Source organism: Natronincola ferrireducens, from assembly GCF_900100845.1.
Taxonomy (GTDB): domain Bacteria; phylum Bacillota; class Clostridia; order Peptostreptococcales; family Natronincolaceae; genus Natronincola_B; species Natronincola_B ferrireducens.
On the sequence record NZ_FNFP01000001.1, the window covers coordinates 113,594 to 133,997 of the forward strand.

Annotated in this window: 20 protein-coding genes; 19 read left to right on the plus strand and 1 reads right to left on the minus strand. The window is 41.3% G+C overall.

What is annotated here, in order from left to right:
• Positions 1–4 precede the first annotated feature (4 nt).
• Positions 5–505: a COG2426 family protein gene (locus BLS22_RS00510; RefSeq protein ID WP_090548768.1), complete on the plus strand. Its 501-nt coding sequence runs from the start codon at positions 5–7 to the stop codon at positions 503–505.
• 65 nt (positions 506–570) lie between these two features.
• Here the strand turns inward: BLS22_RS00510 and BLS22_RS00515 are convergent, their stop codons facing one another.
• On the minus strand, positions 571–1,170 hold the full coding sequence (locus tag BLS22_RS00515) for a hypothetical protein (RefSeq protein WP_090548771.1): 600 nt from the start codon (positions 1,168–1,170) through the stop codon (positions 571–573).
• A 317-nt stretch (positions 1,171–1,487) separates the two neighbouring features.
• Between BLS22_RS00515 and BLS22_RS00520 the strand changes: the two genes are divergently transcribed.
• The 18 genes from BLS22_RS00520 to BLS22_RS00605 all read left to right on the plus strand — a co-directional run bounded on the left by BLS22_RS00520 (position 1,488) and on the right by BLS22_RS00605 (position 20,367).
• The gene (locus BLS22_RS00520) at positions 1,488–1,949 is read left to right on the plus strand and encodes a hypothetical protein (RefSeq protein ID WP_090548774.1); all 462 of its coding nucleotides are present in this window, start codon (positions 1,488–1,490) and stop codon (positions 1,947–1,949) included.
• 25 nt (positions 1,950–1,974) lie between these two features.
• The gene (locus BLS22_RS00525) at positions 1,975–2,715 is read left to right on the plus strand and encodes a polyphosphate polymerase domain-containing protein (protein WP_090548777.1); all 741 of its coding nucleotides are present in this window, start codon (positions 1,975–1,977) and stop codon (positions 2,713–2,715) included.
• 12 nt (positions 2,716–2,727) lie between these two features.
• Positions 2,728–3,420, plus strand: a complete 693-nt coding sequence (locus BLS22_RS00530) for a DUF4956 domain-containing protein (protein WP_244269424.1) — start codon at positions 2,728–2,730, stop codon at positions 3,418–3,420.
• 14 nt (positions 3,421–3,434) lie between these two features.
• Positions 3,435–5,399, plus strand: coding sequence for a CotH kinase family protein (locus tag BLS22_RS00535; RefSeq protein ID WP_090548780.1), 1,965 nt, complete (start codon positions 3,435–3,437; stop codon positions 5,397–5,399).
• 199 nt (positions 5,400–5,598) lie between these two features.
• Positions 5,599–6,807 (plus strand): ATP phosphoribosyltransferase regulatory subunit, encoded by a 1,209-nt coding sequence (gene hisZ, locus BLS22_RS00540; protein WP_176761985.1) that lies wholly within the window; start codon positions 5,599–5,601, stop codon positions 6,805–6,807.
• Positions 6,795–7,418, plus strand: a complete 624-nt coding sequence (gene hisG / locus BLS22_RS00545; protein WP_090548785.1) for an ATP phosphoribosyltransferase — start codon at positions 6,795–6,797, stop codon at positions 7,416–7,418. The genes hisZ and hisG overlap by 13 nt, the downstream gene beginning before the upstream one ends.
• Before the next feature lie 11 nt (positions 7,419–7,429).
• The gene (gene hisD, locus BLS22_RS00550; protein ID WP_176761986.1) at positions 7,430–8,731 is read left to right on the plus strand and encodes a histidinol dehydrogenase; all 1,302 of its coding nucleotides are present in this window, start codon (positions 7,430–7,432) and stop codon (positions 8,729–8,731) included.
• Positions 8,718–9,794: a histidinol-phosphate transaminase gene (hisC, locus tag BLS22_RS00555; RefSeq protein WP_176761987.1), complete on the plus strand. Its 1,077-nt coding sequence runs from the start codon at positions 8,718–8,720 to the stop codon at positions 9,792–9,794. Before hisD ends, hisC begins: the two co-directional genes overlap by 14 nt.
• A gap of 192 nt (positions 9,795–9,986) precedes the next feature.
• Positions 9,987–10,577, plus strand: coding sequence for an imidazoleglycerol-phosphate dehydratase HisB (gene hisB / locus BLS22_RS00560; protein WP_090548791.1), 591 nt, complete (start codon positions 9,987–9,989; stop codon positions 10,575–10,577).
• 15 nt (positions 10,578–10,592) lie between these two features.
• Positions 10,593–11,303: a 1-(5-phosphoribosyl)-5-[(5-phosphoribosylamino)methylideneamino]imidazole-4-carboxamide isomerase gene (gene hisA, locus BLS22_RS00565; RefSeq protein ID WP_090548794.1), complete on the plus strand. Its 711-nt coding sequence runs from the start codon at positions 10,593–10,595 to the stop codon at positions 11,301–11,303.
• Between the two features lies 1 nt (position 11,304).
• Complete coding sequence (hisF, locus tag BLS22_RS00570) at positions 11,305–12,066, plus strand: imidazole glycerol phosphate synthase subunit HisF (protein ID WP_090548797.1); 762 nt, start codon at positions 11,305–11,307, stop codon at positions 12,064–12,066.
• 121 nt (positions 12,067–12,187) lie between these two features.
• Complete coding sequence (gene hisIE, locus BLS22_RS00575) at positions 12,188–12,817, plus strand: bifunctional phosphoribosyl-AMP cyclohydrolase/phosphoribosyl-ATP diphosphatase HisIE (protein ID WP_208974647.1); 630 nt, start codon at positions 12,188–12,190, stop codon at positions 12,815–12,817.
• Positions 12,818–13,132: 315 nt separating this feature from the next.
• A complete protein-coding gene (locus BLS22_RS00580) occupies positions 13,133–14,362 on the plus strand; it encodes a GumC family protein (protein ID WP_090548800.1) in 1,230 nt (409 codons plus the stop codon).
• 126 nt (positions 14,363–14,488) lie between these two features.
• A complete protein-coding gene (locus tag BLS22_RS00585) occupies positions 14,489–17,452 on the plus strand; it encodes an O-antigen ligase family protein (protein WP_090548803.1) in 2,964 nt (987 codons plus the stop codon).
• A gap of 35 nt (positions 17,453–17,487) precedes the next feature.
• Complete coding sequence (locus tag BLS22_RS00590; RefSeq protein WP_280139560.1) at positions 17,488–17,775, plus strand: four helix bundle protein; 288 nt, start codon at positions 17,488–17,490, stop codon at positions 17,773–17,775.
• A 219-nt stretch (positions 17,776–17,994) separates the two neighbouring features.
• Positions 17,995–19,056 (plus strand): DegT/DnrJ/EryC1/StrS family aminotransferase, encoded by a 1,062-nt coding sequence (locus tag BLS22_RS00595; protein ID WP_280139553.1) that lies wholly within the window; start codon positions 17,995–17,997, stop codon positions 19,054–19,056.
• Between the two features lies 1 nt (position 19,057).
• A complete protein-coding gene (locus BLS22_RS00600) occupies positions 19,058–19,690 on the plus strand; it encodes a sugar transferase (protein WP_090548813.1) in 633 nt (210 codons plus the stop codon).
• A 56-nt stretch (positions 19,691–19,746) separates the two neighbouring features.
• Positions 19,747–20,367, plus strand: a complete 621-nt coding sequence (locus tag BLS22_RS00605) for an acetyltransferase (protein ID WP_090548816.1) — start codon at positions 19,747–19,749, stop codon at positions 20,365–20,367.
• Positions 20,368–20,404 lie beyond the last annotated feature (37 nt).

Below are 20,404 nucleotides of genomic sequence, written 5' to 3' on the forward strand. Positions count from 1 at the left end.
TATTATGGGGTTTTTAGGGAGATTTATCGAGATTATGACAATTGAGTTAACGGTATTGCTGACGGCAGCCATGCCGATTATTGAGCTGAGGGGGGCGATACCAGTAGGAGTATCCCTAGGAATGTCCCCCCTCCACGCCTTTATCATTAGCTTTATAGGGAGTATTCTTCCTGTACCTTTTTTGATTTTTACCATAAGACCTATTTTTAAAGCCCTAAAGCAGTTAAAGTTTTTCAGAGGCTTTATCGAGAGGATTACCGATAAAACCTTGATGCGGAGCGGGCGGATTCAGCGGTATGGCTTTTGGGGTTTGATTTTGTTCGTGGCCATTCCTCTACCGGGAACAGGGGTTTGGACTGGAACCTTAGCCTCCGTTCTTTTAGACCTACGGTTTAAGATGGCCTTTCCTGCAATCTTTATAGGAAACCTCATGGCAGGGCTGATCGTCATGTCCCTAAGCCAGGGGGCTGTTAGGACGATTAACATTTTTAGTGGTTTATTTTAAAAAAGTCTACTCCAGTTACTAAGGAGCAGACTTTTTTAATGGTGGGGGTGTTGGATAGATAGGGATTATAAAGAGGACAAAATCCCCGTCAAGATACCCCGGATAGCCGCCAACTCCCGTAGGATAGGTTCGATATCCCTTTGGGTGACGGGATAAAAATAAGGGGTTTTTTCCTCCTGGAGATATTCCTCCCCACCGTGGGTTTCTTTATATAACTTGCTACAAATAACTGCTTGGTTATAGCGTTTTTTCAGGGTGTCACCGTTGTTTAGGCTATAGACAATACGATTGTTTTCAAGATGAAGGGCTGCCTGGGGGTAGTCCATTTTTTTAAGGGCAAAATAATTGATATAGCCAATGGAGGAATCATTTTTAATCTTAGGGGTACGGGTTTTAATAGGGAACAGTAGAAGGCTAGAACTAAGGGGTAGGGGGGTATAATATCTACAGTTCAAAAGCTGCTGCTGCTTTTTTCTGATGAGTCTAAGATGTAGAGAATAATAGCTACAGATGGACTTAAGGACGGATTCTATGGATTGGGGAAGAAGAACTTCTCCACCATTGGCTGTTATGATTTGGGTAACATTCCCTAGATCCTTTTCATACAGAGGTAAAACACAAAGGATTTTTTCTTTATTTTCCAACAGGCTTTCTATGGACTTCAACTACTATCAACTCCTATTTTTTATACTTTTTTCCAATCCTAGGACCACCTTAGTAGCGGTGAATGATTTTATTATAGCACATGCCGAACAAATGTTCTATACCTTCTTCAAAAATTTGCCGAATTTTTCATCAAATTATGACAAAGTCCTGATAGACTTTAACCTATATCAGGGGTATAGAAACTATACTTTACTACAAAAGGTGTCGATGATATACTATATATGTTAACAATGATTTAAATCTGTGGAAATAAAATAGAAAATTATCATAGACGATGGGTAAAATTAAGGTTTTTAAGGATGAGGGGTTCGATAGGATGGAAAAGTCTACGAAGGAAAACCTAGAGATAAAGGAAATGATAGAAGCTTTAGAAACCTCCCTTCACCAGGTAGCGGAGGCAGAAGGTCTACAGGGAGAGATCCATAGGGCCTATAGGGTGCCGTATCCCATCCCTATAAAGTATAATGTATTGGTAGGATTTATACTCTACATGCTCTACAGAAATGGGCTAGCCCTAGGGGGATGGTTGTTGTTAGGGTGGTTTGGATGGCAGATCTGTGTCAATGTTGTCTATTTTATGTTGCAGCTATACAGAAAAATGCCGGAAATTGCAAGATGGAAGGATAAGGTTAATACCAACATTGAGGAACTGGAAAAGACCTGTATTGTCCCTCAAAAGTATTGGTACTCCAGTGCCCTACAGCACTTTATCAAATACTTGAAATCTGGAAGGGCTAAAACCATTCAGCAGTGTATAGAAATCTATGAGGAAGACTAGTAATAGTTAGGAGGGGGGCTTAAGGATGGCCCAAGAAGTATTTAATCGATACGAATTAAAGTATTTGATTCACCAAGATATCTACAGACGATTGTTAGAGGCTTTAAAACCCCACATTTCCATGGATGTCCATGGGGATAAGGAGGGATATTATACCATATCCAATATCTACTATGATACAGAGGACAATCTTTTTCATCGGGAAAAAATGTTGGGGCAGCCCTTCCGTCAAAAGCTTCGATTAAGGGTATATAATGAAGCAACCTTAGATGATTGGTCTTTTTTTGAAATCAAACAAAAACATAAGGGGGTTGTCAACAAAAGGCGGACCCTCATCAAATTGAAGGATGCCTATCGCTTTTTAAGCCAAAAGGAGACCTTGAAGGCTTCCCTTGACTTTGAGGTTTCTAACCATCAAATATTAAAGGAGATAGACTTTTTAAAGAACTTTTATCAGTTGAAGCCAAAGATGGTCCTTTGCTATGAACGTCAAGCCTTTCAAGCCATAGAAAACAGCGATATCCGTATTACCTTTGATAAAAATTTGAGAAAGCGGGAATACAACTATCGTTTAGAAAATGGAAGTGATGGAGAATTATTTATGGATTCAGATGTTTTTGTGTTGGAGGTAAAGCTAAGGGAAAGAATGCCCCTATGGCTTGCTAGAATTTTAAGTGAGTATCGCTGTGCTATGCAAAGCTTCTCAAAGTACTCCAACAGCCATAGTAACAAAGAAATAGTTGTACCAGAAAAGCATATTATTTAGGGGGAATTAGTAGTGATAGATACGATAAACGACATATTTATGTGGAATGAACTAGGAACAATAACCACCTTGAAGGAGGTTGTTGTCACCATTTTTATTAGTTTTCTTTTAGGATTAATCATTTCCTACACCTATATTAAGACCTATAGGGGAAGATATTATTCCCAAACCTTTGCCCAAACCCTAATTATTGTTGGGGTAGTTATTTCCATCATTATCGTGGCCATCGGCAGCAACATTGCTAGAGCCTTTAGTTTGGCAGGGGCTTTGTCCATCATACGTTTTAGAAGCACCATAGGAGATCCTAGGGATATTGCCTTTATCTTCTTTGTATTGGGGGCAGGACTGGCGGCAGGGGCAGGATTATTTTTACCGGCTGCTGTGTTTGTTATGATTTTAAGTGGACTGATTTATGGACTTTATTATATTAATTATGGCTCCAAGAGGGGCAAGGAAAAAACCTTGAAAATTACTGTCCCAGAAAACCTGAATTTCGAGGGCTTATTTGATGATGTGTTACAATCCCATCTAGAAGCCTATTCTTTGCTGAGTGTTAGGACAACCAATCTTGGTACGATGTTTGAGCTGGTATATTCTATCCGAACCAGTGATACCGTCTCTGAAAAGGCTTTAATCGATGATATCCGTGCTAGAAATGGGAATTTAAATGTTACTATTCTATTGGATCAACAGCTGATGGATTAACGGAGGTTTATAAAGTGAGGAAAAGATCAAGTGTAGCAATCCTTATAGGAATGATGATTGTTTTGCTCATCATGATTGCTGTAGTAACAAAGGTTGAAAACACACGGAAATCCACCATATTTTTATCCCCCCAATTTTCCCGAGGGGGAGGATTTTATGATGAAGAATTTTATTTAAGACTGTTTACCTATGATAAAAATGACGTTATCTATTATACATTAGATGGTTCCTCACCGGACCCCATCCAAAATCCCCACAACACCTATATCTATGGGGAAAGAATTCCCATAAGAAGCAGGAAAGGGGATGCCAACATTTTATCCAATATCCCCACCACCGTTTATAATCCTAGGAATACATGGAAGCCTCCTATGGAGGAGGTTTTTAAAGCCACTGTCGTAAGGGCAGCGGCCTATAGGAATGGAGAAGCTATTGGTGATATCGTTACCCATACCTATTGGGTGGATGAGGATATAGGGGATAGATATACCTTTCCCGTCATCTCTATTGTCACCGATAGGGAAAATTTCTTTGATGAAGAAAAGGGGATTTATGTTCCAGGCAGCCTTTACGATGAAGGGGCAAATCCCCCCTATATCACTGGCAATTACTTTCAACAGGGGGCTGAATGGGAAAGGATAGCTTCTATGGAGTTTTATGAGCCCCATGGAGAATTGGGCTTTTCCCAAAGGGTTGGGGTAAGGATTCATGGTGGGTCCTCCCGGCTGGAGCCTCAAAAAACCCTCAGACTCTATACTAGAAGGGAATATGGAGAAAACGCCATCTCCTATAAACTATTTCCCGACAGTGACATAGAGGAATATAAACGACTTCTTCTAAGGAATTCCGGTAATGAATGGGGCAATACCATGTTTTTGGATGCCTTGGCCCAAGGAATTATTAAGGATATGAATTTTGAAACCCAAGCCTACCGCCCCGCCGTTGTTTTTATTAATGGTGAATATTGGGGTATCCACAATATACGGGAACGGTACGATGATTGGTATTTTGAAATTAAATATGGTATAGCTAGGGAAGATGTGGTGATCCTTGAATTCCAGTGGTCGGTAGATACTGGGGTGGAGGGGGATGAAGCCCACTTTGTGGACATGCTGACATTTATGGAGGAAAATGATATGAATCTTCCAGAGAATTATCAGCAGGCCCACACCATGATGGATGTAGATAATTTTATAGATTATCAGGTGGCTCAAATATTTTTTGCCAACATCGATTGGCCCCAAACCAATGTCTATTATTGGCGAAAACGGACGGAGGCCTACGATCCCACCGCCCCCTATGGTCATGATGGCAGGTGGCGATGGATGGTGTTTGACTTAGATGCCTCCTTTGGATTTTGGGGAACCAATTATGACACTAGATCCCTAGAGATGGCCTCTGATCCAGACTATAATCATAACGGTATATGGGGAGGCAGGGATTGGTCCTGGAGTACCCTGTTATTTCGATTGCTTTTAGAAAATCAGGATTTTCAGCATCAATTCATCAATACCTTTGCTGACCATCTAAATACCACCTTCCAGAAGGAAAGGGTTTTAAAGGCGATTGATGAAATGCAGTTCATCTATGAACCAGAGATAGGGGAGCATATAAAGCGATGGGGCTATCCCTCCTCTATAGAGGAATGGTATGAAAATGTAGAGGGGCTTAGGAATTTTGCTAGAAAACGTCCAGAATATGTTCGTCTTCATATTATGGAAAAGTTTAATTTAGAGGAAATGGCCACAGTAACCATCGATGCCCCTGAAGGCTGGGAGGGGACTGTAAAGGTCAACAATATCTCTATAGATGCTTCTCAGCTACCCTGGCGGGGCACCTACTTCCATGGAGTACCCATCACCATAACAGCCATCCCCCAGGAAGGAACTACCTTTAGGGGATGGGGGGGAGATAGGTCAGGTGATGACTCCACCTTAACAGTAGATCCTAAAGGAAGTATGGAATTTCGAATAAAATGATTAAAAGCCAAGTAGACCTATCCATAGGATAGGGAGCTACTTGGCTTTTTAAATTCAAATAGTAACAGTGATAATACAATAAAATTCTTTCATTGCTATTGACAAAGGAGGGGATAAGGTTTAAAATAGTGGCCATATACTTTTATACTTTAACACTTTAATTAATTAAAGTGTTAAAGTGACAGGGGGGGAGAATTCATTGAAATCAAGAAAAGTATTGGTGCCGGAGGGGGTACAGGATCTGCTGATTGATGACTGTATTTATCGTAGGCACATTGAAAATATATTGATGGAGAACTTTTTTAGGGCGGGCTATATGGAGGTCAGCACCCCCACCCTAGAATATTATGATCTTTTTAGCAAGGATTATCTTACCCACAATGGGGATAAAATGTTTAAATTGATCGACACCAATGGAGGAATTTTAGTACTAAGACCCGACTGCACCATTCCCATAGCCAGAATGGTGGCCACCAAAATGAAGGACTTTGTCTACCCACTGAAGCTCTGTTACGTGGAAAATGTATTTCGGATTGATGAAGAACAGGCGGGTAAGAAGAGGGAATTCCGACAGGCGGGGGTGGAGCTCTTTGGGGTGGACTCCTATAGGGGAGATGGAGAAGTTATCATTACAGCCATAGAGAGTCTAAGGAGTCTTGGGCTGGAGAACTTCCAAATCGATATAGGCCAGATAAAACTGCTAAAGGGTATTTTAGAAACCCACCAACTGGCGCCAAAAGAAAAGGAAGCCATCCTCCACCATATGGAAAACAAAAGCTTTATTGAGGTGGATAGATTGGTGGAGACCCTTGCCATCGATGGGGCTACCCAACAGGTGTTGAGGGCCCTTCCTAGACTCTTTGGAGAACCCCAGGAGGTACTAAGGGAGGCAAAGGATCTACCTTTAACAGAAGCTATGCTGGAGGCAGTCCATGGGGTGGAGAAGGTTTGTAGAATGATAGAGGACTATGGATTAGGTCAATACATATCCCTGGATTTAGGCATGGTCACCAGCATGAAGTACTATAGTGGCATTATCTTTAAAGGATTTACTAGGGATTTAGGAGCTGTTCTCCTCAGTGGGGGACGGTATGACAGATTGATGGAGGACTTTGGTATGGAATGTCCCTCCACAGGCTTTGCCTTTATCATCAACAAGATCACCAAGGCCCTAAAAATCCAAGAAAATCTAAACATAAAGAAAACAAAACATATCCTCCTATTGCTAGAGGAGGAGGGCAATGAAAGAGTAGCTAATGAAGTTGAAAGACTTCGGCTGGAGGGGAATATAGTGGAGATAGGTCTTCTAATGGATAAAAAAGCCCTAGAGGTCTATAGGGAACGAAGGAAAATAGATGAAGTAATGGAGATAGATAAAGAAGGGGAGCTGAAGCTGTGGAAACCATAAAAATTGCTATTGCCAAGGGACGATTGGCAAAGCATAGTATAGGGCTTTTGGAGGAGATAGGTATAGATTGTAGGATTTTAAAGGAAGACAGTAGAAAGCTGGTATTCCATCTTTCTAGCCATCAGCTAGAGGTTATCCTCCTAAAGGCAGTAGATGTCCCCACCTATGTGGAGCATGGGGTGGTGGATATGGGGATTGTAGGCAAGGATGTATTGATGGAGCAGGAAAAACCCCTCTATGAGGTGATGGACTTGAAATTTGGAGGATGTAGGTTTTCTATAGCAGGCAGACTAGGGGATGGATTGGGGAAAAAACATCTTAGGGTAGCCACCAAATACCCCAATGTAGCCAGGAAACACTTCGCCAGCAAGGGTCAATCTGTGGAGATTATTCGACAGGAGGGTTCGGTGGAGCTGGCCCCCATAATGGGGCTATCGGATATTATTCTAGATATTGTAGAGACGGGAAAGACCTTGAAGGAAAATGGACTGGTGATACTGGAGGATGTGGCCCATCTCAGTGCCCGACTGGTATTGAACAAGGTGAGCTACAAGACAAAGAAAAAGGAGATCTCCACCATAATAGAGGCTATGGGAGAAAAGGTGAATTAGGGGGCGATGGGATGATGGACATAATTAAATTGCAGGGAAAAGAAAATCAAAGCTTTTTTAAGGAACTAAAGAAGAGGACCACTGTGGATTTTAAAGACTACGAAAAACCAGTGGAGGAAATACTGGAGGCTGTAAAAACTCAAGGGGATGCAGGTCTATTGGAGTATACCCAAAGATTTGATGGGATAGATCTAAAGGAAAGGGGCCTGAGGGTAAGGGAAGAAGAGTTTGATGAGGCCTATAATCTGGTGGAGGAGGATTTTATTCAAGCCTTAAGGAGAGCTATTGACAACATAAGAAGCTATCATGAGAGACAAAGGCAGAACTCTTGGTTCACCACCTCTGAAGGAATTTTTCTAGGACAGAAAGTAACCCCTATAGCCAGGGTAGGAATCTATGTCCCGGGGGGAACGGCGGCCTATCCCTCCTCTGTTTTAATGAATACCATTCCAGCCCAAGTGGCGGGGGTAAAGGGGATTGTCATGGTGACACCCCCCGATAGGGAAGGAAAGGTTTCTCCGGGGGTACTGGTGGCGGCTAAGGAACTGGGGGTCAAGGAGGTCTATAGAGTCGGTGGAGCCCAAGCAGTGGCGGCCCTAGCCTTTGGGACGGAATCCATAAAAAGGGTTGATAAAATCGTAGGACCCGGCAACATCTATGTAGCCACCGCCAAAAGAGCAGTCTATGGCTACGTAGATATCGATATGATTGCAGGACCCAGTGAGGTTTTGGTAATAGCCGATGAAACCGCCAACCCCAAATTTGTGGCGGCGGATTTACTGTCCCAGGCGGAGCATGATGAGATGGCTTCAGCCCTCCTGATCACCACCAGTGAAAAGCTGGGGATGGAGGTCAGGGAAGAGCTTATCCGACAGACGCAACAGCTGGAAAGACGGGATATCATAGAAAAGTCCTTAAGAAACTACGGGAAAATCATGGTGGTGGAGGACTTGAAGATAGGGGTAGCCCTTGCCAATGAAATCGCCCCAGAGCATTTGGAGCTATGTGTAGAAAAGCCCTTTGAACTGTTGGATGCCGTAGAAAATGCAGGGGCCATATTTCTGGGGCACTACACTCCAGAGCCTCTTGGGGACTACTTTGCAGGACCTAACCATGTGTTGCCCACCAGTGGTACAGCCAAGTTTTATTCTCCCCTATCAGTGGAGGACTTTATAAAGAAATCCAGTGTCATCTACTACAGTCAAGAGGCCTTGAGACAGGTGAAGGAGGATGTGATGACATTGGCAGCGGAGGAGGGCTTAACCGCCCATAAAAATTCTATAAAAGTGAGGTATGAAGATGATGATAAATAGCTTAGTGAAGAAAAGTGTAAAAAGCCTTATACCCTATAGGGTGGAGGAATGTCAAGATGCCATCAAGCTGGATGCCAATGAAAACAACAACGTAGCCTATTTGCTAAATCAAAAAATTGCTAAGGCCCTAATGGAGCTAAAGGTCAACCAATACCCCGATAGTGATTGTTGTCGGTTAAGGGGTCAACTGGGAAGGGAATTGGGATTATCTCCCCAACAGCTTTTGATGGGATGTGGTTCAGATCAGTTGATCTCCCTTGTTATCAATAGCTTTGTAGGGGAAGGAGATAAGGTGTTAACCCTCACCCCCACCTTTGGTATGTATAAACTCAGCACCCAAATAGCTGGTGGAGCTACGGTGGAGGTGCCGCTGGGGGAGGATTTCACCTTTGATTTCTACAGTTTTATGAAGGCCCTCAGAAGAGAAAGTCCTAAGGTCATCTTTTTAACTACACCTAATAACCCTACAGGGGGGATTATTCCACGGGAGCAGCTGATTAAGATTATAGAATATGCCAACGCCATTGTAGTAGTAGATGAGGCCTATTATGAGTTCTGTGGAGAGACGGTAATAGATCTGGTAAATTATTATCCGAACCTTGTTGTCCTAAGGACCCTATCCAAAGGCTATGGCTTGGCGGGGGCTAGGGTAGGCTATGCTGCGGGAGGCAGGGGGATCATGGGGATTTTATACAAAGTAAAGCCCCCCTACAATGTCAGCAGTATAAGCCAGCTGGCAGCCCAAGTATGCCTAGACAATAGGGGTTTTATAGAAGCTGAAATTCAAGAGGTTATTAAAGAGAGAGAAAAGCTGAGGACAGCTCTAGAGGCCATGGGAATGAAGGTCTATAAGAGCTATGGAAATTTCCTCCTCTGTAGGCTGGATAAGGCAAAAGAGATGTATAATTACTTATTGGAAAATAAGGTACTGGTAAGATACTTTGGGGAGGAAGGTCCTTTAGCTGGATGCCTTCGCATCACCATTGGCACCAAGGAGGAAAACCAACTGGTGCTGAAGCTTCTACAGGAGATATTGGACGTCACCACCGAAGTAGCTGTCTAGTCGTAGGGGGAGGTTTTCACGCCTGCCCATTAAACAAAGGACGATGTCATCCTGAGCAACAGCGAAGGATCCTATGCTTTACGGGGTATGTTGCCTTGACAGAAACAAGGTTTTGGTTTTTCTTGACCTCAACCTTGACCTTAACCTATTAAAACAACGACAGTTGTTTTAATCTATGAAAAGGAGGATACCATGAAAAACCGAAAACACATACTACAACGAACTACCACAGAAACAACGATAGAAATAGAGATGGATTTAGACGGGAAGGGACAGAGCAATATCCACACCGGCATTGGCTTCTTTGATCATATGCTCCACCAAATCGCCCGTCATGGTTTCATGGATTTACATATTAAGGCAAAGGGGGATTTGGAGGTGGATTTCCATCATACGGTGGAGGATGTAGGGATTGTCCTAGGTCAGGCCATAGCTGGAGCCTTAGGAGAAAAAAAGGGGATTGTACGCTATGCCACCACCTTTACTCCCATGGACGAGGCCTTATCTATGGTATCGATGGATATCAGCGGTAGACCCTATCTCCATTATGATGTCCCCTTTCATGGAGAACTAACGGGAAGCTTTGAGGTTCAGCTGGTGGAGGAATTTTTTAGAGCCTTAGCCTTTCAAGCAGGCATAACCCTCCACATCCAAAACTCCTACGGAAAAAACAATCACCATATTATAGAAAGTATTTTTAAAGCCTTCGGCAGGGCCTTAGATACTGCCACTAGATTAGACCCTAGAATAGAAGGGGTAATGTCTACTAAAGGACAGTTGTAAAAAGGAGCTGGTAACATGATAATTTATCCTGCTATAGATATTAAAGAGGGTAAGTGTGTGAGATTAACACAGGGAAAATTTACAGAGGAAAAAATTTATTTTCAACAACCGAAGGATGTGGCAAAAATGTGGCAGGAAAAGGGGGCAGAAGTCCTTCACATTGTGGATTTAGATGGGGCATTACAAGGGATATCCAAAAATCTTTCTGTGATTAAGGAAATTCTAGAGGCGGTAGATATTCCCATACAGGTGGGGGGAGGCATAAGAAACAAACAAACCCTAGAAGTCCTCTTTGATATAGGTGTGGAGAAGATAATTTTAGGTACAAAGGCCATAGAGGATAAAGGATTTCTTAAGGAACTGGTGGAGAAATATGATAGGAAAATCATCGTATCCATTGATGCAAAGGAGGGCTATGTAGCCACCGATGGATGGACGAAAGCCAGTGGAGTGAGGGCCATAGACCTTGCAGCTGAGATGGAGGAGATGGGGGTAAAAACCATTATTTATACCGATATTGCTAGGGATGGTATGTTAAAGGGGCCCAATTTTGAGAGCATCCAGGATTTGCAGGAAAGAACTAGGGTAGATATAATCGCTTCGGGAGGAGTGACCTCTATGGAAGACCTACAAAAGCTATCAACAATCGGCGTGGCAGGTGCCATCGTAGGAAAGGCCCTTTATGAAGGAAAGATTGATTTAGAAAAGGTAAAGGAGGGATGTTAAAATGCTTACCAAACGAATCATACCCTGTCTAGATGTGGATAAGGGACGGGTTGTAAAGGGCATTAATTTTGTGGATCTAAAGGATGTAGGAGATCCTGTGGAGGTGGCTAAGGCCTATAACCGACAGGGGGCAGATGAACTGGTGTTTTTAGACATCACCGCCTCCAATGAAGAAAGGGACATTCTACTGGATGTGGTGAAGAAGACGGCCCAAGAGATTACTATTCCCTTGACGGTGGGGGGAGGTATCAGAAGCACCGATGATTTTCGACGGGTTCTAGAAAGTGGTGCTGATAAGGTTTCCATTAACTCAGCTGCTGTAAAAAATCCTAAGCTAATCACAGAATGTGCCAGACTATTTGGCTCCCAAGTGGTGGTGGCCATCGATGTTAAAAGACAACGGGATGGGAGCTATCACGTCTATATCAAAGGTGGGCAAGAGGACACAGGATTAGAAGCAGTAGCCTGGGCTAGGGAAGTAGAAAAGCTGGGGGCAGGGGAAATCCTACTTACCAGTATGGATGGAGATGGCACCAAAGGAGGGTATGATCTAGAAATTACCCGACAGGTCAGTGAAGCTGTAGGCATCCCCGTCATCGCCTCTGGTGGAGCAGGAAATTCCGAGGATTTCTACGATGTATTTACCGAGGGAAAGGCAGATGCAGCACTGGCGGCCTCTTTATTTCATTTTAAGGAAGTGGCCATAGGGGAATTAAAGAACTATTTAAAGGAAAAAGGCATACCCATAAAAACAAACCCCTAGCAGTTGTCATCATGAGGGCAGCCACAATGTCATCTGAGCAAAGCAAAGGATCTTATGCTTTTATGTACTCATTCTCATTAGTAGGGGCGACCTTAGGTCGCCTAAAAGCAACAGAAAGCAGGTGAAAAAAATAAAAGACTTAACAAACCTAAAATTTGATAAAAAAGGACTAATCCCCACCATCATAAAGGAATCCACCACAGGAGAGGTTCTGATGCTGGCCTATATGAATAAGACCTCCCTGACAAAAACCCTAGAAACAGGAGAAACCTGGTTTTGGAGTCGCAGCAGGGGGGAGCTATGGCATAAGGGAGCCACCTCTGGACACACCCAACAGGTGAAGGAAATCCGATATGACTGTGATGGAGATGCCCTGTTAATTGAAGTCATACAAAAAGGTGCCGCCTGCCATACGGGAGAAAAATCCTGTTTTTATAATGACCTCTACACCACAGAAAAAAATGAAGGGAGGGCCCAAATACTACAGGACCTCTATGGCATTATAGAGGATCGGAAGGCAAATCCCAAGGAGGGCTCCTATACCAACTATCTCTTTGATAAGGGGATGGATAAAATCCTAAAAAAAGTCGGCGAAGAAACGGCAGAGGTTATTATCGCCGCCAAAAACCCAGCTAAGGAGGAGTTGATTTATGAGACCAGTGACCTCCTCTATCATCTATTGGTACTACTAAAAGAAAAGGAAGTACCTTTGGAGGATATTTTTCAAGAACTCCAAAGCCGCCACGGATAAATCTTTTAATTTAATCTTGCGTAGGGGTTGACCTTTGGTCCCCCGTCTAACTACAAAAAGCTATGGATTTCCTCAAACCCCGAGGGAATCCATAGCTTTTTCATTTTTATTCCAAAAAATTACTATATTACGATTTGTTACATTTATTGAATTAAACGGAGAAATTTTATACAATAAATAAAAGAAATAGAAAAAATTCTATATATTTCTAAAAAACTATTTGTTTTAAAGGGTTTATAGTATAGATGTAGAATATATATATGTTTAGGGAAAAATTTCCTTGCTATACACATTGAATCAAAGGAGCTGAAGACAATGGATAATATAGAAGAAATAAGTCTACGGGAATTAATAGAGGTTTTAATAAAAAGAAAGGTATTAATTATAGCTGTTACACTGATAGCCATAATAACTGCCGGTATCGTAAGCTTTTTTATGCTAGAACCAGTGTATGAAACGAGAATGGTACTGATGGCCTCTCAATTTAGTGATAAGCTACAGCCCAATCAGATTCAAGGGGAGGGAATCGACAGCTTGTTGAATACCCTGTCAAAATATCCCACCATGACCCTAGAAACCTATCGACAGCAAATCAAGGCCCCTAGAATTATGAGAGCCACCATAGCTGATCTAGGCCTAGAGGAAGAATACGACATTGAAAGTCTAGCAAGGGCCATCGAGCTAGAAACCATAAAGGACACCAACCTGATTACCCTTAAAATGAAGCATGGAGACCCTGAAAGGGCAGCAGAAATTGTCAATAAAGTGGGAGAAAACTTTGTGGCCTTTGTCTCCGACAAGGCTAAAGAGCATGCCACCAATTCCTCTAGATATGTAGAGGCCCAAATGGAAATCGAAAAACAAAAGCTAGATGAAGCTCTAGAGGAGCTAAAGGAATTTTTATCAGAGCCAAGGGGCGTATCAGAGCTGGAGAGGGAACTGGATGCAAGACTAGAGCAGATCACCCAATATAAAACAAAGCTAACGGATCTACATATACGTCGAGAGGCGTTAAAGGCGGCCATCCCGGTGGCTGTAAGGGAGTCAGGGGATGCCAGTAGGGTTATTTTAAAGAACCAATCATCAGATGAAGACAATCCAACGATAGAAAATCTACAGCTGATGATAGAGGATGCCGCCACCCTGTTAAAAATAGAGCTGGCGGAAGTGGAATCCAATATAGCCAATATACAAAGTCAAATCACGACCCTTCAAGGTCAAATAGAAGGCATCCAGGGGGAGCTGCAGGACAAAAAGCACCAGGAACGATTAATCAATCAAAGGGTATACATTGCTGAAAATACCTATGATGCCTTTGTAAAAAAATATGAGGAGCTAAGAATAGCAGAATCCTCCCAGATAGGGGAAGCCACCATTACCGTCATATCCAGAGCCTTCCCTACAACCAGTCCAATAGGACCTAGAAAGACTCTAAACCTTGCTATAGCAGCAGTGTTGGGTGTCATGATAGGAGTATTCATGGCCTTCTTTATGGAGTATTGGCAAACGTCAGGAGAAGAAAAGAAAAAAGAAAATCTAGCTTAGTTTTACATTTTAAATTTATACCATCGATACGGAAATGGAGCCACGGGGACTGTCCATCTGGCTCGCGTTTCTCAGTGGGCCTGAGGGACTGTCCCCGTGGCGTAGCTGCTAAAAGGAGCTGTTAATATGAAACCAAAAGAATTTAAGCAAAAAACAAAAGAAAATAGATCCACCATAGCAACAAAAAAAGAAGGAAAAAGCCTAATTTTATTTACTCTATTGGCCATCCTGCTTTTTTATCCCCCTTTTTTTAGAGGACTATTTTTTCAAAAAGAAATTTTAATCACCCATATCCTATCCTTTGGATTATTCACCATCTATTTAATCAACAAAGTCACAAAGGGAGAAAAGATCTCCTTCAACAATCCCTTTGACTACATAGGACTATTCTTCATAGTTGCCTATATCCTCCCTATTGTTTTTAGACAATGGGCGGACCTAAGGGGGGCTATAGGTCTAGTACTGAGATATACCAACTTTTTTGTCGTTTATCTTATGGTGAAGGAATATGCTGTAGAGGAAAAGTATAAAAACTGGATTGTAGACATATTTATTTTAAGTGGTGTAGGCACCGCCATCATCGGTCTATTGGGGGGAGCAGGCTATGTAACCCTGCAGGACGTAGTATTAGGCAACAGAATATCCTCCACCTTCCAATATCCGAATACCCTGGCAGCCTTTATGATGACCTTGTTTTTTATTACTGCAGGGAAACAAGCTATAGAAAATAACAACTGGAAAAGAAACCTCTATGCTACAGCAGGATTTGTAATGGCCTTTACCTTTATCTTTACCTATTCTAGAACAGCATGGGTTATCTTCCCTATATTTGCCCTTATTTATTTGGTCATCCTACCATCTATGGAAAGGGTTAAGACCATCTTTTATTACATAGCAGTGATTGTGCCTAGTCTTCTATTACTACAGCCCTTTAGTAGCTATACGACAAATATAGAGGACAAGAGTCCTAGGGCAGTTTTGACAGTAGTAATAGGGATAGCTATATTTTTAGGAATCTACATAGGAGCTCAACTTATTATTCAAAAGCTTCAAGAAAAGGATTTTAAAAAGGTATATATTGGCCTAGCAGCAGTTATGGTTGCTTTTGTCATATTGACAACAGCCGCCTTTAATGTCACTAGACCCCTCACATTTGATAATAGTGAAGCAACAGAAAATAAGAGTAATAATATCCATAGGGTTATAGGAAGCGTTGAAGGCAATCAAGATTATAATCTATTTCTGAACCTAGAGGCTGTAGGCAACGAAGAAAATCAATGGCCCTGGAGGATTAGAATCTTCAGTATAGATGGAGAAGGACAACGACAAGCCCTCTTAACGAGAAACGGAGAAGTAGATGAAGCAGGAGATATCCTCCTACCCTTCACTACCAATGAAGATACGGAGAAGCTAGCTATATACTTTGATAACCTTTATCCCGGGACACAGGTCACCTTTTATGAAGCAAAGCTTCTGACGGTGGATGAAGAGGTGGTGGACACCATCAACCTAAGCTATCGCTTTATACCAGAAACCATCATTAATCGGATCAATGTGCTAGACTTAAATCAACAAAGCTTCACCACCCGTGTCGCCTATTATAGGGACAGCTTTAAAATCTTTAAGAACTATCCTATCTTTGGAGCCGGAGGGGGAGCTTGGCATGGTCTCTATGCTAAGTATCAATCAGAGCCCTATTTCAGTACAGAAGCCCATAATTATTTCCTACAGACCCTAGTGGAGGTAGGGGTCATAGGTATGTTATTAATGTTGGTCTTTTTAGGGATGCTTTTAGCTTTATTTATGATGGCTGTAAAAAACCGGAGAACAATGGAGATGACTATCCTATTTGCCATAGGGTCCCTCCTAACCCATAGTGGACTGGACTTTAACTTCTCCTATCTATCCATCCCTCTATTTATGTGGGGACTGATGGCACTAGTAGATGTAGAACCTATAAAGAATCTGAATGTGAAGATCAAAGAAAAACTCAATAAAGAACTATATGCTGCCATACCCCTTGTTTTAATATTACCCTTTATCTTTATCTCTTTCTCCTTCTATGGGGGACACCAATCAGCCGTAAGGGCAGCAGAAGCCCTTCAATATGAAGGGGACTATGAAAAGGGTTATACCCTACTGGAGAGTGCCATCGCTAGAGATGGATTTAACAAGGACTTTAGGGGAGACATGGCTCGACTACAGACCATGATAGGAGAACAAAACCAACAGCAGGTCTGGTTCCAGCTGGCGGAGGAGAATCTACTAAGGGCCCTACAATACTCCCCTCATAATGAAAACCTTCTAGGACAACTAGGACAGCTGTATCTATCCCTAGGGGACTTTGAAAAAGGCTTTGGATATATAGAGAAGATGGTGACGGCAGCACCCCTAAGACCTGTTGTCTATGAAACAAAGGCTAATGCCTATAGTATAGTAGCTAACTATTATCTAGATAATGGAGAGACTGAAAAAGCTAAAGAGATGTTTGAGATGGCTACTGGGGTAGTGGAGGATGTAGAGGTAGGAAATAGTCAGGCGGAAAGGACTATCCAGTTAAATAGAGAAACCATCAATACATTAGCTAAAAATAGATATATAAAAGAAAATATAGAAAAATCCATGATAAAAGAAAGAGTAGACAACATAATCTATATCGCTTACCTAGATCAGCATATAGATGAAACTAGAGGACTGCCCAATGGTTGGTGGACTTGGAATAGAGAAGGAGGCAATATACAGACAGAACTAGTGGAGAAGGGGATTCGGGTTGTCAATGATGGCAAAGATTTAGGAATACTATTGACCCCGCAATTTCAGCTAGAACCCTCTACAACCTACGGCATTGATTTAAAGCTAGGGGGAGATGTAGAAGAACATCTACAACTTCTCCTCCATAGTAGAAGTGGAACTGCTATTCAATTTAGTCAAAGGCCCTTAGGAAAGCCTAATGGGGAAGGGACCTATAGCTTTACCTTTACTACAACAGAAGACTTAGAAGCAGGGGGACAGGATCTAAGATTTTATCATTATGGAGATAGTGAAAAAAGTTATATAGTAGAGTGGGTGGCTCTTTATAAGATGGATTAAATACAAGATAAAAAGTTGATAAAAAATCATGTTTTATTGACTTAAAGGATGAACTGTTTGGCCTTACTTCTCAAATGGGCAGGTCATCAACTTCTATCCCATGTAATATCGTTGAAGGTAAAGCTAGAGGTTCAAGCAAAGATTTTAAAAGGTTCTTGTTGATTGCAAGAGGATCTCTGGAAGAACTAAAGTATCAAATTTTACTATCAAAAGATTTGAATTACATAAATGAAGATAAATATCAAGAAATATTAAACATAACGAAGGAAGTAGGAAGACTCTTGAATGGGTTGATGGTGGCGGTAGATAAGAGTGGAAAGTAGAAGGGTAGAAAGTTGAAGATTTTGAACTTAATTGTTTTCCTTTCAACTTTAAGCTTTAGACTTTAGACTTTAGACTTATTTATTTTTCCACTTTCCACTTTCTGCTTTCCACTTTCAACTATACATCAATGAAAGGAAACAATTATTATGAATATACATAATGTCGATAAAAAGAAAATTTGGTTATCCAGCCCCCACATGAGCGATGAAGGCTATGAAATGCAATATGTACAGGAAGCTTTCGATACAAACTGGGTAGCTCCTCTAGGACCTAATGTTAATGAGTTTGAAAAAGAACTAGCAGCTAAAGTAGGTTCAGAACACGGTGCCGCTTTAGTATCGGGTACAGCAGCTATTCATTTAGCACTTAAGGCCGTAGGCGTTGGTGAGGGGGATATAGTCCTTTGTCAAAGTCTTACTTTTTCTGCTACTGCTAACCCTATTATATATCAGAACGCTACTCCAGTATTTATAGATAGTGATTATGAAACTTGGAATATGTGTTCTAAAGCATTAGAGACAGCCTTTGAGAAATACGGAGATAAAATCAAGGCTGTTTTAGTTGTGCATTTATATGGCCTTTCTGCTGATATGGATAAGATCATGGAGATTTGTAATAAGTACAATGTACCGGTGATTGAAGATGCTGCTGAGTCTTTAGGTGCCTACTATAAAGGAAAACATACGGGAAGCTTTGGAAAGTTTGGAGTGTTCTCGTTTAATGGAAACAAAATCATAACTACTTCTGGTGGTGGCATGTTAGTTTCTGATGATGAAGAGAAGATCAAGAAAGTAAGATTCTGGTCTACCCAAAGTAGAGAGGCAGCAAGGCACTACCAACATAGCGAATTAGGGTTCAATTACCGTATGAGCAATGTGGTTGCTGGGATTGGTAGAGGACAGCTTAAAGTATTAGAAGAAAGAGTAGATAAGAAAAAATATATATTTGAATATTATAAGAGAGAGATTGGTCAGTTAGAAGGTGTAAAATTTATGCCTATCAATGATTGGAACGAGCCTAATTACTGGTTAAGTGTTATGACATTGAAGGGAGAAGTAAGGCCATTAGATGTCATGGAAGCATTAGAGAAAGAGAATATTGAATCAAGACCAGTGTGGAAGCCGATGCATATGCAACCGTTCTTTGCGGAGTATGATTATATCGGTTCAGATGTGAGTGAGAAGCTGTTTGAGAATGGTGTGTGCTTGCCATCTGATACGAAGATGACGGATGAAGATCTTGAGAGAATATGTTCAATTATAAAGGAGCTATGGAAGTAATATGAAGAGAAAGAAAGGGTTCTATGAAAAGTTTATAAAAAGACCACAGGATCTTTTCCTTTCTATATCTGCTCTTATAGTTTTAAGTCCTATACTTTTTATCGTGGCTATTTTAGTTAGAACAAAACTAGGTAGTCCAATCATATTTACTCAAGACAGACCTGGTAAAAATGAGAAGATATTTAAAATGTATAAGTTTAGAACTATGACAGATGAAAGAGATGAAAACGGAGATTTATTACCTGACTCAGTTAGACTAACTAAGTTTGGGAGAATACTTAGAGCTACTAGTTTAGATGAACTTCCGGAGCTTTGGAATATAGTACGAGGGGACATGTCGGTAATAGGACCTAGACCTTTATTAGTTATTTATTTAGAGCTATATAACGAGCATCAAAAGAGAAGACATGAAGTGAGACCTGGTCTTTCTGGACATGCTCAGGTTAATGGACGTAATGCGATTAGCTGGGAAGATAAGTTTAATCTGGATGTTGAGTATGTTGAGAATATAAGTTTTATAGAAGACTGGAAGATTATATTCAAGACGATTAAGAAAGTATTTGTTAAGGAAGGCATCAGTTCAGATACATCAGTTACAATGGAGCCTTTTAGAGGAAGTAAAGTAGACAGTTAAAATATTGAGATTACTGCAATTATACATTTATTATTTCAGAGGGGAATGTACTTACCATGAAAGATAAATTAATCATCATAGGTGCCAGTGGACATGGAAAAGTTATCGCTGACATAGCAATAAAAATGAGTAAGTGGCAAAGCATCGCATTCCTCGATGATGACGAGTCTATTAAGATATCTATGGGATTAGAAGTCATCGGTAAAACTACTGATGCTTTTACATATAAAGAGGGAGCTGATTTCTTTGTTGCGATTGGAAACAATGCTGTTCGAGAAAAAGTCCAGGAGAAATTAATTGAAGAAGGGTTAAATGTGGTTAGTTTGATTCATCCCAGTGCGATTATTGGTACGGATGTTGAGATCGGCATAGGAACTGTTGTTATGGCCGGAACTGTGATTAATAGCTCTACTAGAATCGGTAAAGGATGTATTATCAATACGAGTTCTAGCTTGGATCATGACAATGTTATTGAAAATTATATACATATATCTCCTGGGGCTAACTTGGCTGGAAAAGTGAAAGTTGGCAAGGGGAGCTGGCTAGGAATAGGAAGTATTGTAAGCAATAATGTAAACATCTGCAGTGGTTGCAAAGTAGGTGCAGGGGCTGTAGTGGTTAAGGATATTACTGAACCTGGGACATATGTAGGGGTTCCGGTGAGGAAGATAGATTAAATCAAACGAAAACACACTATTATATGAAAAGAGGAAG

Excerpts from the sequence above, each read along its gene's own strand:
- BLS22_RS00580 (WP_090548800.1), top strand. The coding sequence starts at position 13,133 with ATGGATAATATAGAAGAAATAAGTCTACGGGAATTAATAGAGGTTTTA.
- hisF (WP_090548797.1), top strand. The coding sequence starts at position 11,305 with ATGCTTACCAAACGAATCATACCCTGTCTAGATGTGGATAAGGGACGG.
- BLS22_RS00510 (WP_090548768.1), top strand. The coding sequence starts at position 5 with ATGGGGTTTTTAGGGAGATTTATCGAGATTATGACAATTGAGTTAACG.
- BLS22_RS00525 (WP_090548777.1), top strand. The coding sequence starts at position 1,975 with ATGGCCCAAGAAGTATTTAATCGATACGAATTAAAGTATTTGATTCAC.
- BLS22_RS00600 (WP_090548813.1), top strand. The coding sequence starts at position 19,058 with ATGAAGAGAAAGAAAGGGTTCTATGAAAAGTTTATAAAAAGACCACAG.
- BLS22_RS00605 (WP_090548816.1), top strand. The coding sequence starts at position 19,747 with ATGAAAGATAAATTAATCATCATAGGTGCCAGTGGACATGGAAAAGTT.
- hisA (WP_090548794.1), top strand. The coding sequence starts at position 10,593 with ATGATAATTTATCCTGCTATAGATATTAAAGAGGGTAAGTGTGTGAGA.
- BLS22_RS00585 (WP_090548803.1), top strand. The coding sequence starts at position 14,489 with ATGAAACCAAAAGAATTTAAGCAAAAAACAAAAGAAAATAGATCCACC.
- BLS22_RS00595 (WP_280139553.1), top strand. The coding sequence starts at position 17,995 with ATGCAATATGTACAGGAAGCTTTCGATACAAACTGGGTAGCTCCTCTA.
- BLS22_RS00520 (WP_090548774.1), top strand. The coding sequence starts at position 1,488 with ATGGAAAAGTCTACGAAGGAAAACCTAGAGATAAAGGAAATGATAGAA.
- hisD (WP_176761986.1), top strand. The coding sequence starts at position 7,430 with ATGATGGACATAATTAAATTGCAGGGAAAAGAAAATCAAAGCTTTTTT.
- hisB (WP_090548791.1), top strand. The coding sequence starts at position 9,987 with ATGAAAAACCGAAAACACATACTACAACGAACTACCACAGAAACAACG.
- hisC (WP_176761987.1), top strand. The coding sequence starts at position 8,718 with ATGATGATAAATAGCTTAGTGAAGAAAAGTGTAAAAAGCCTTATACCC.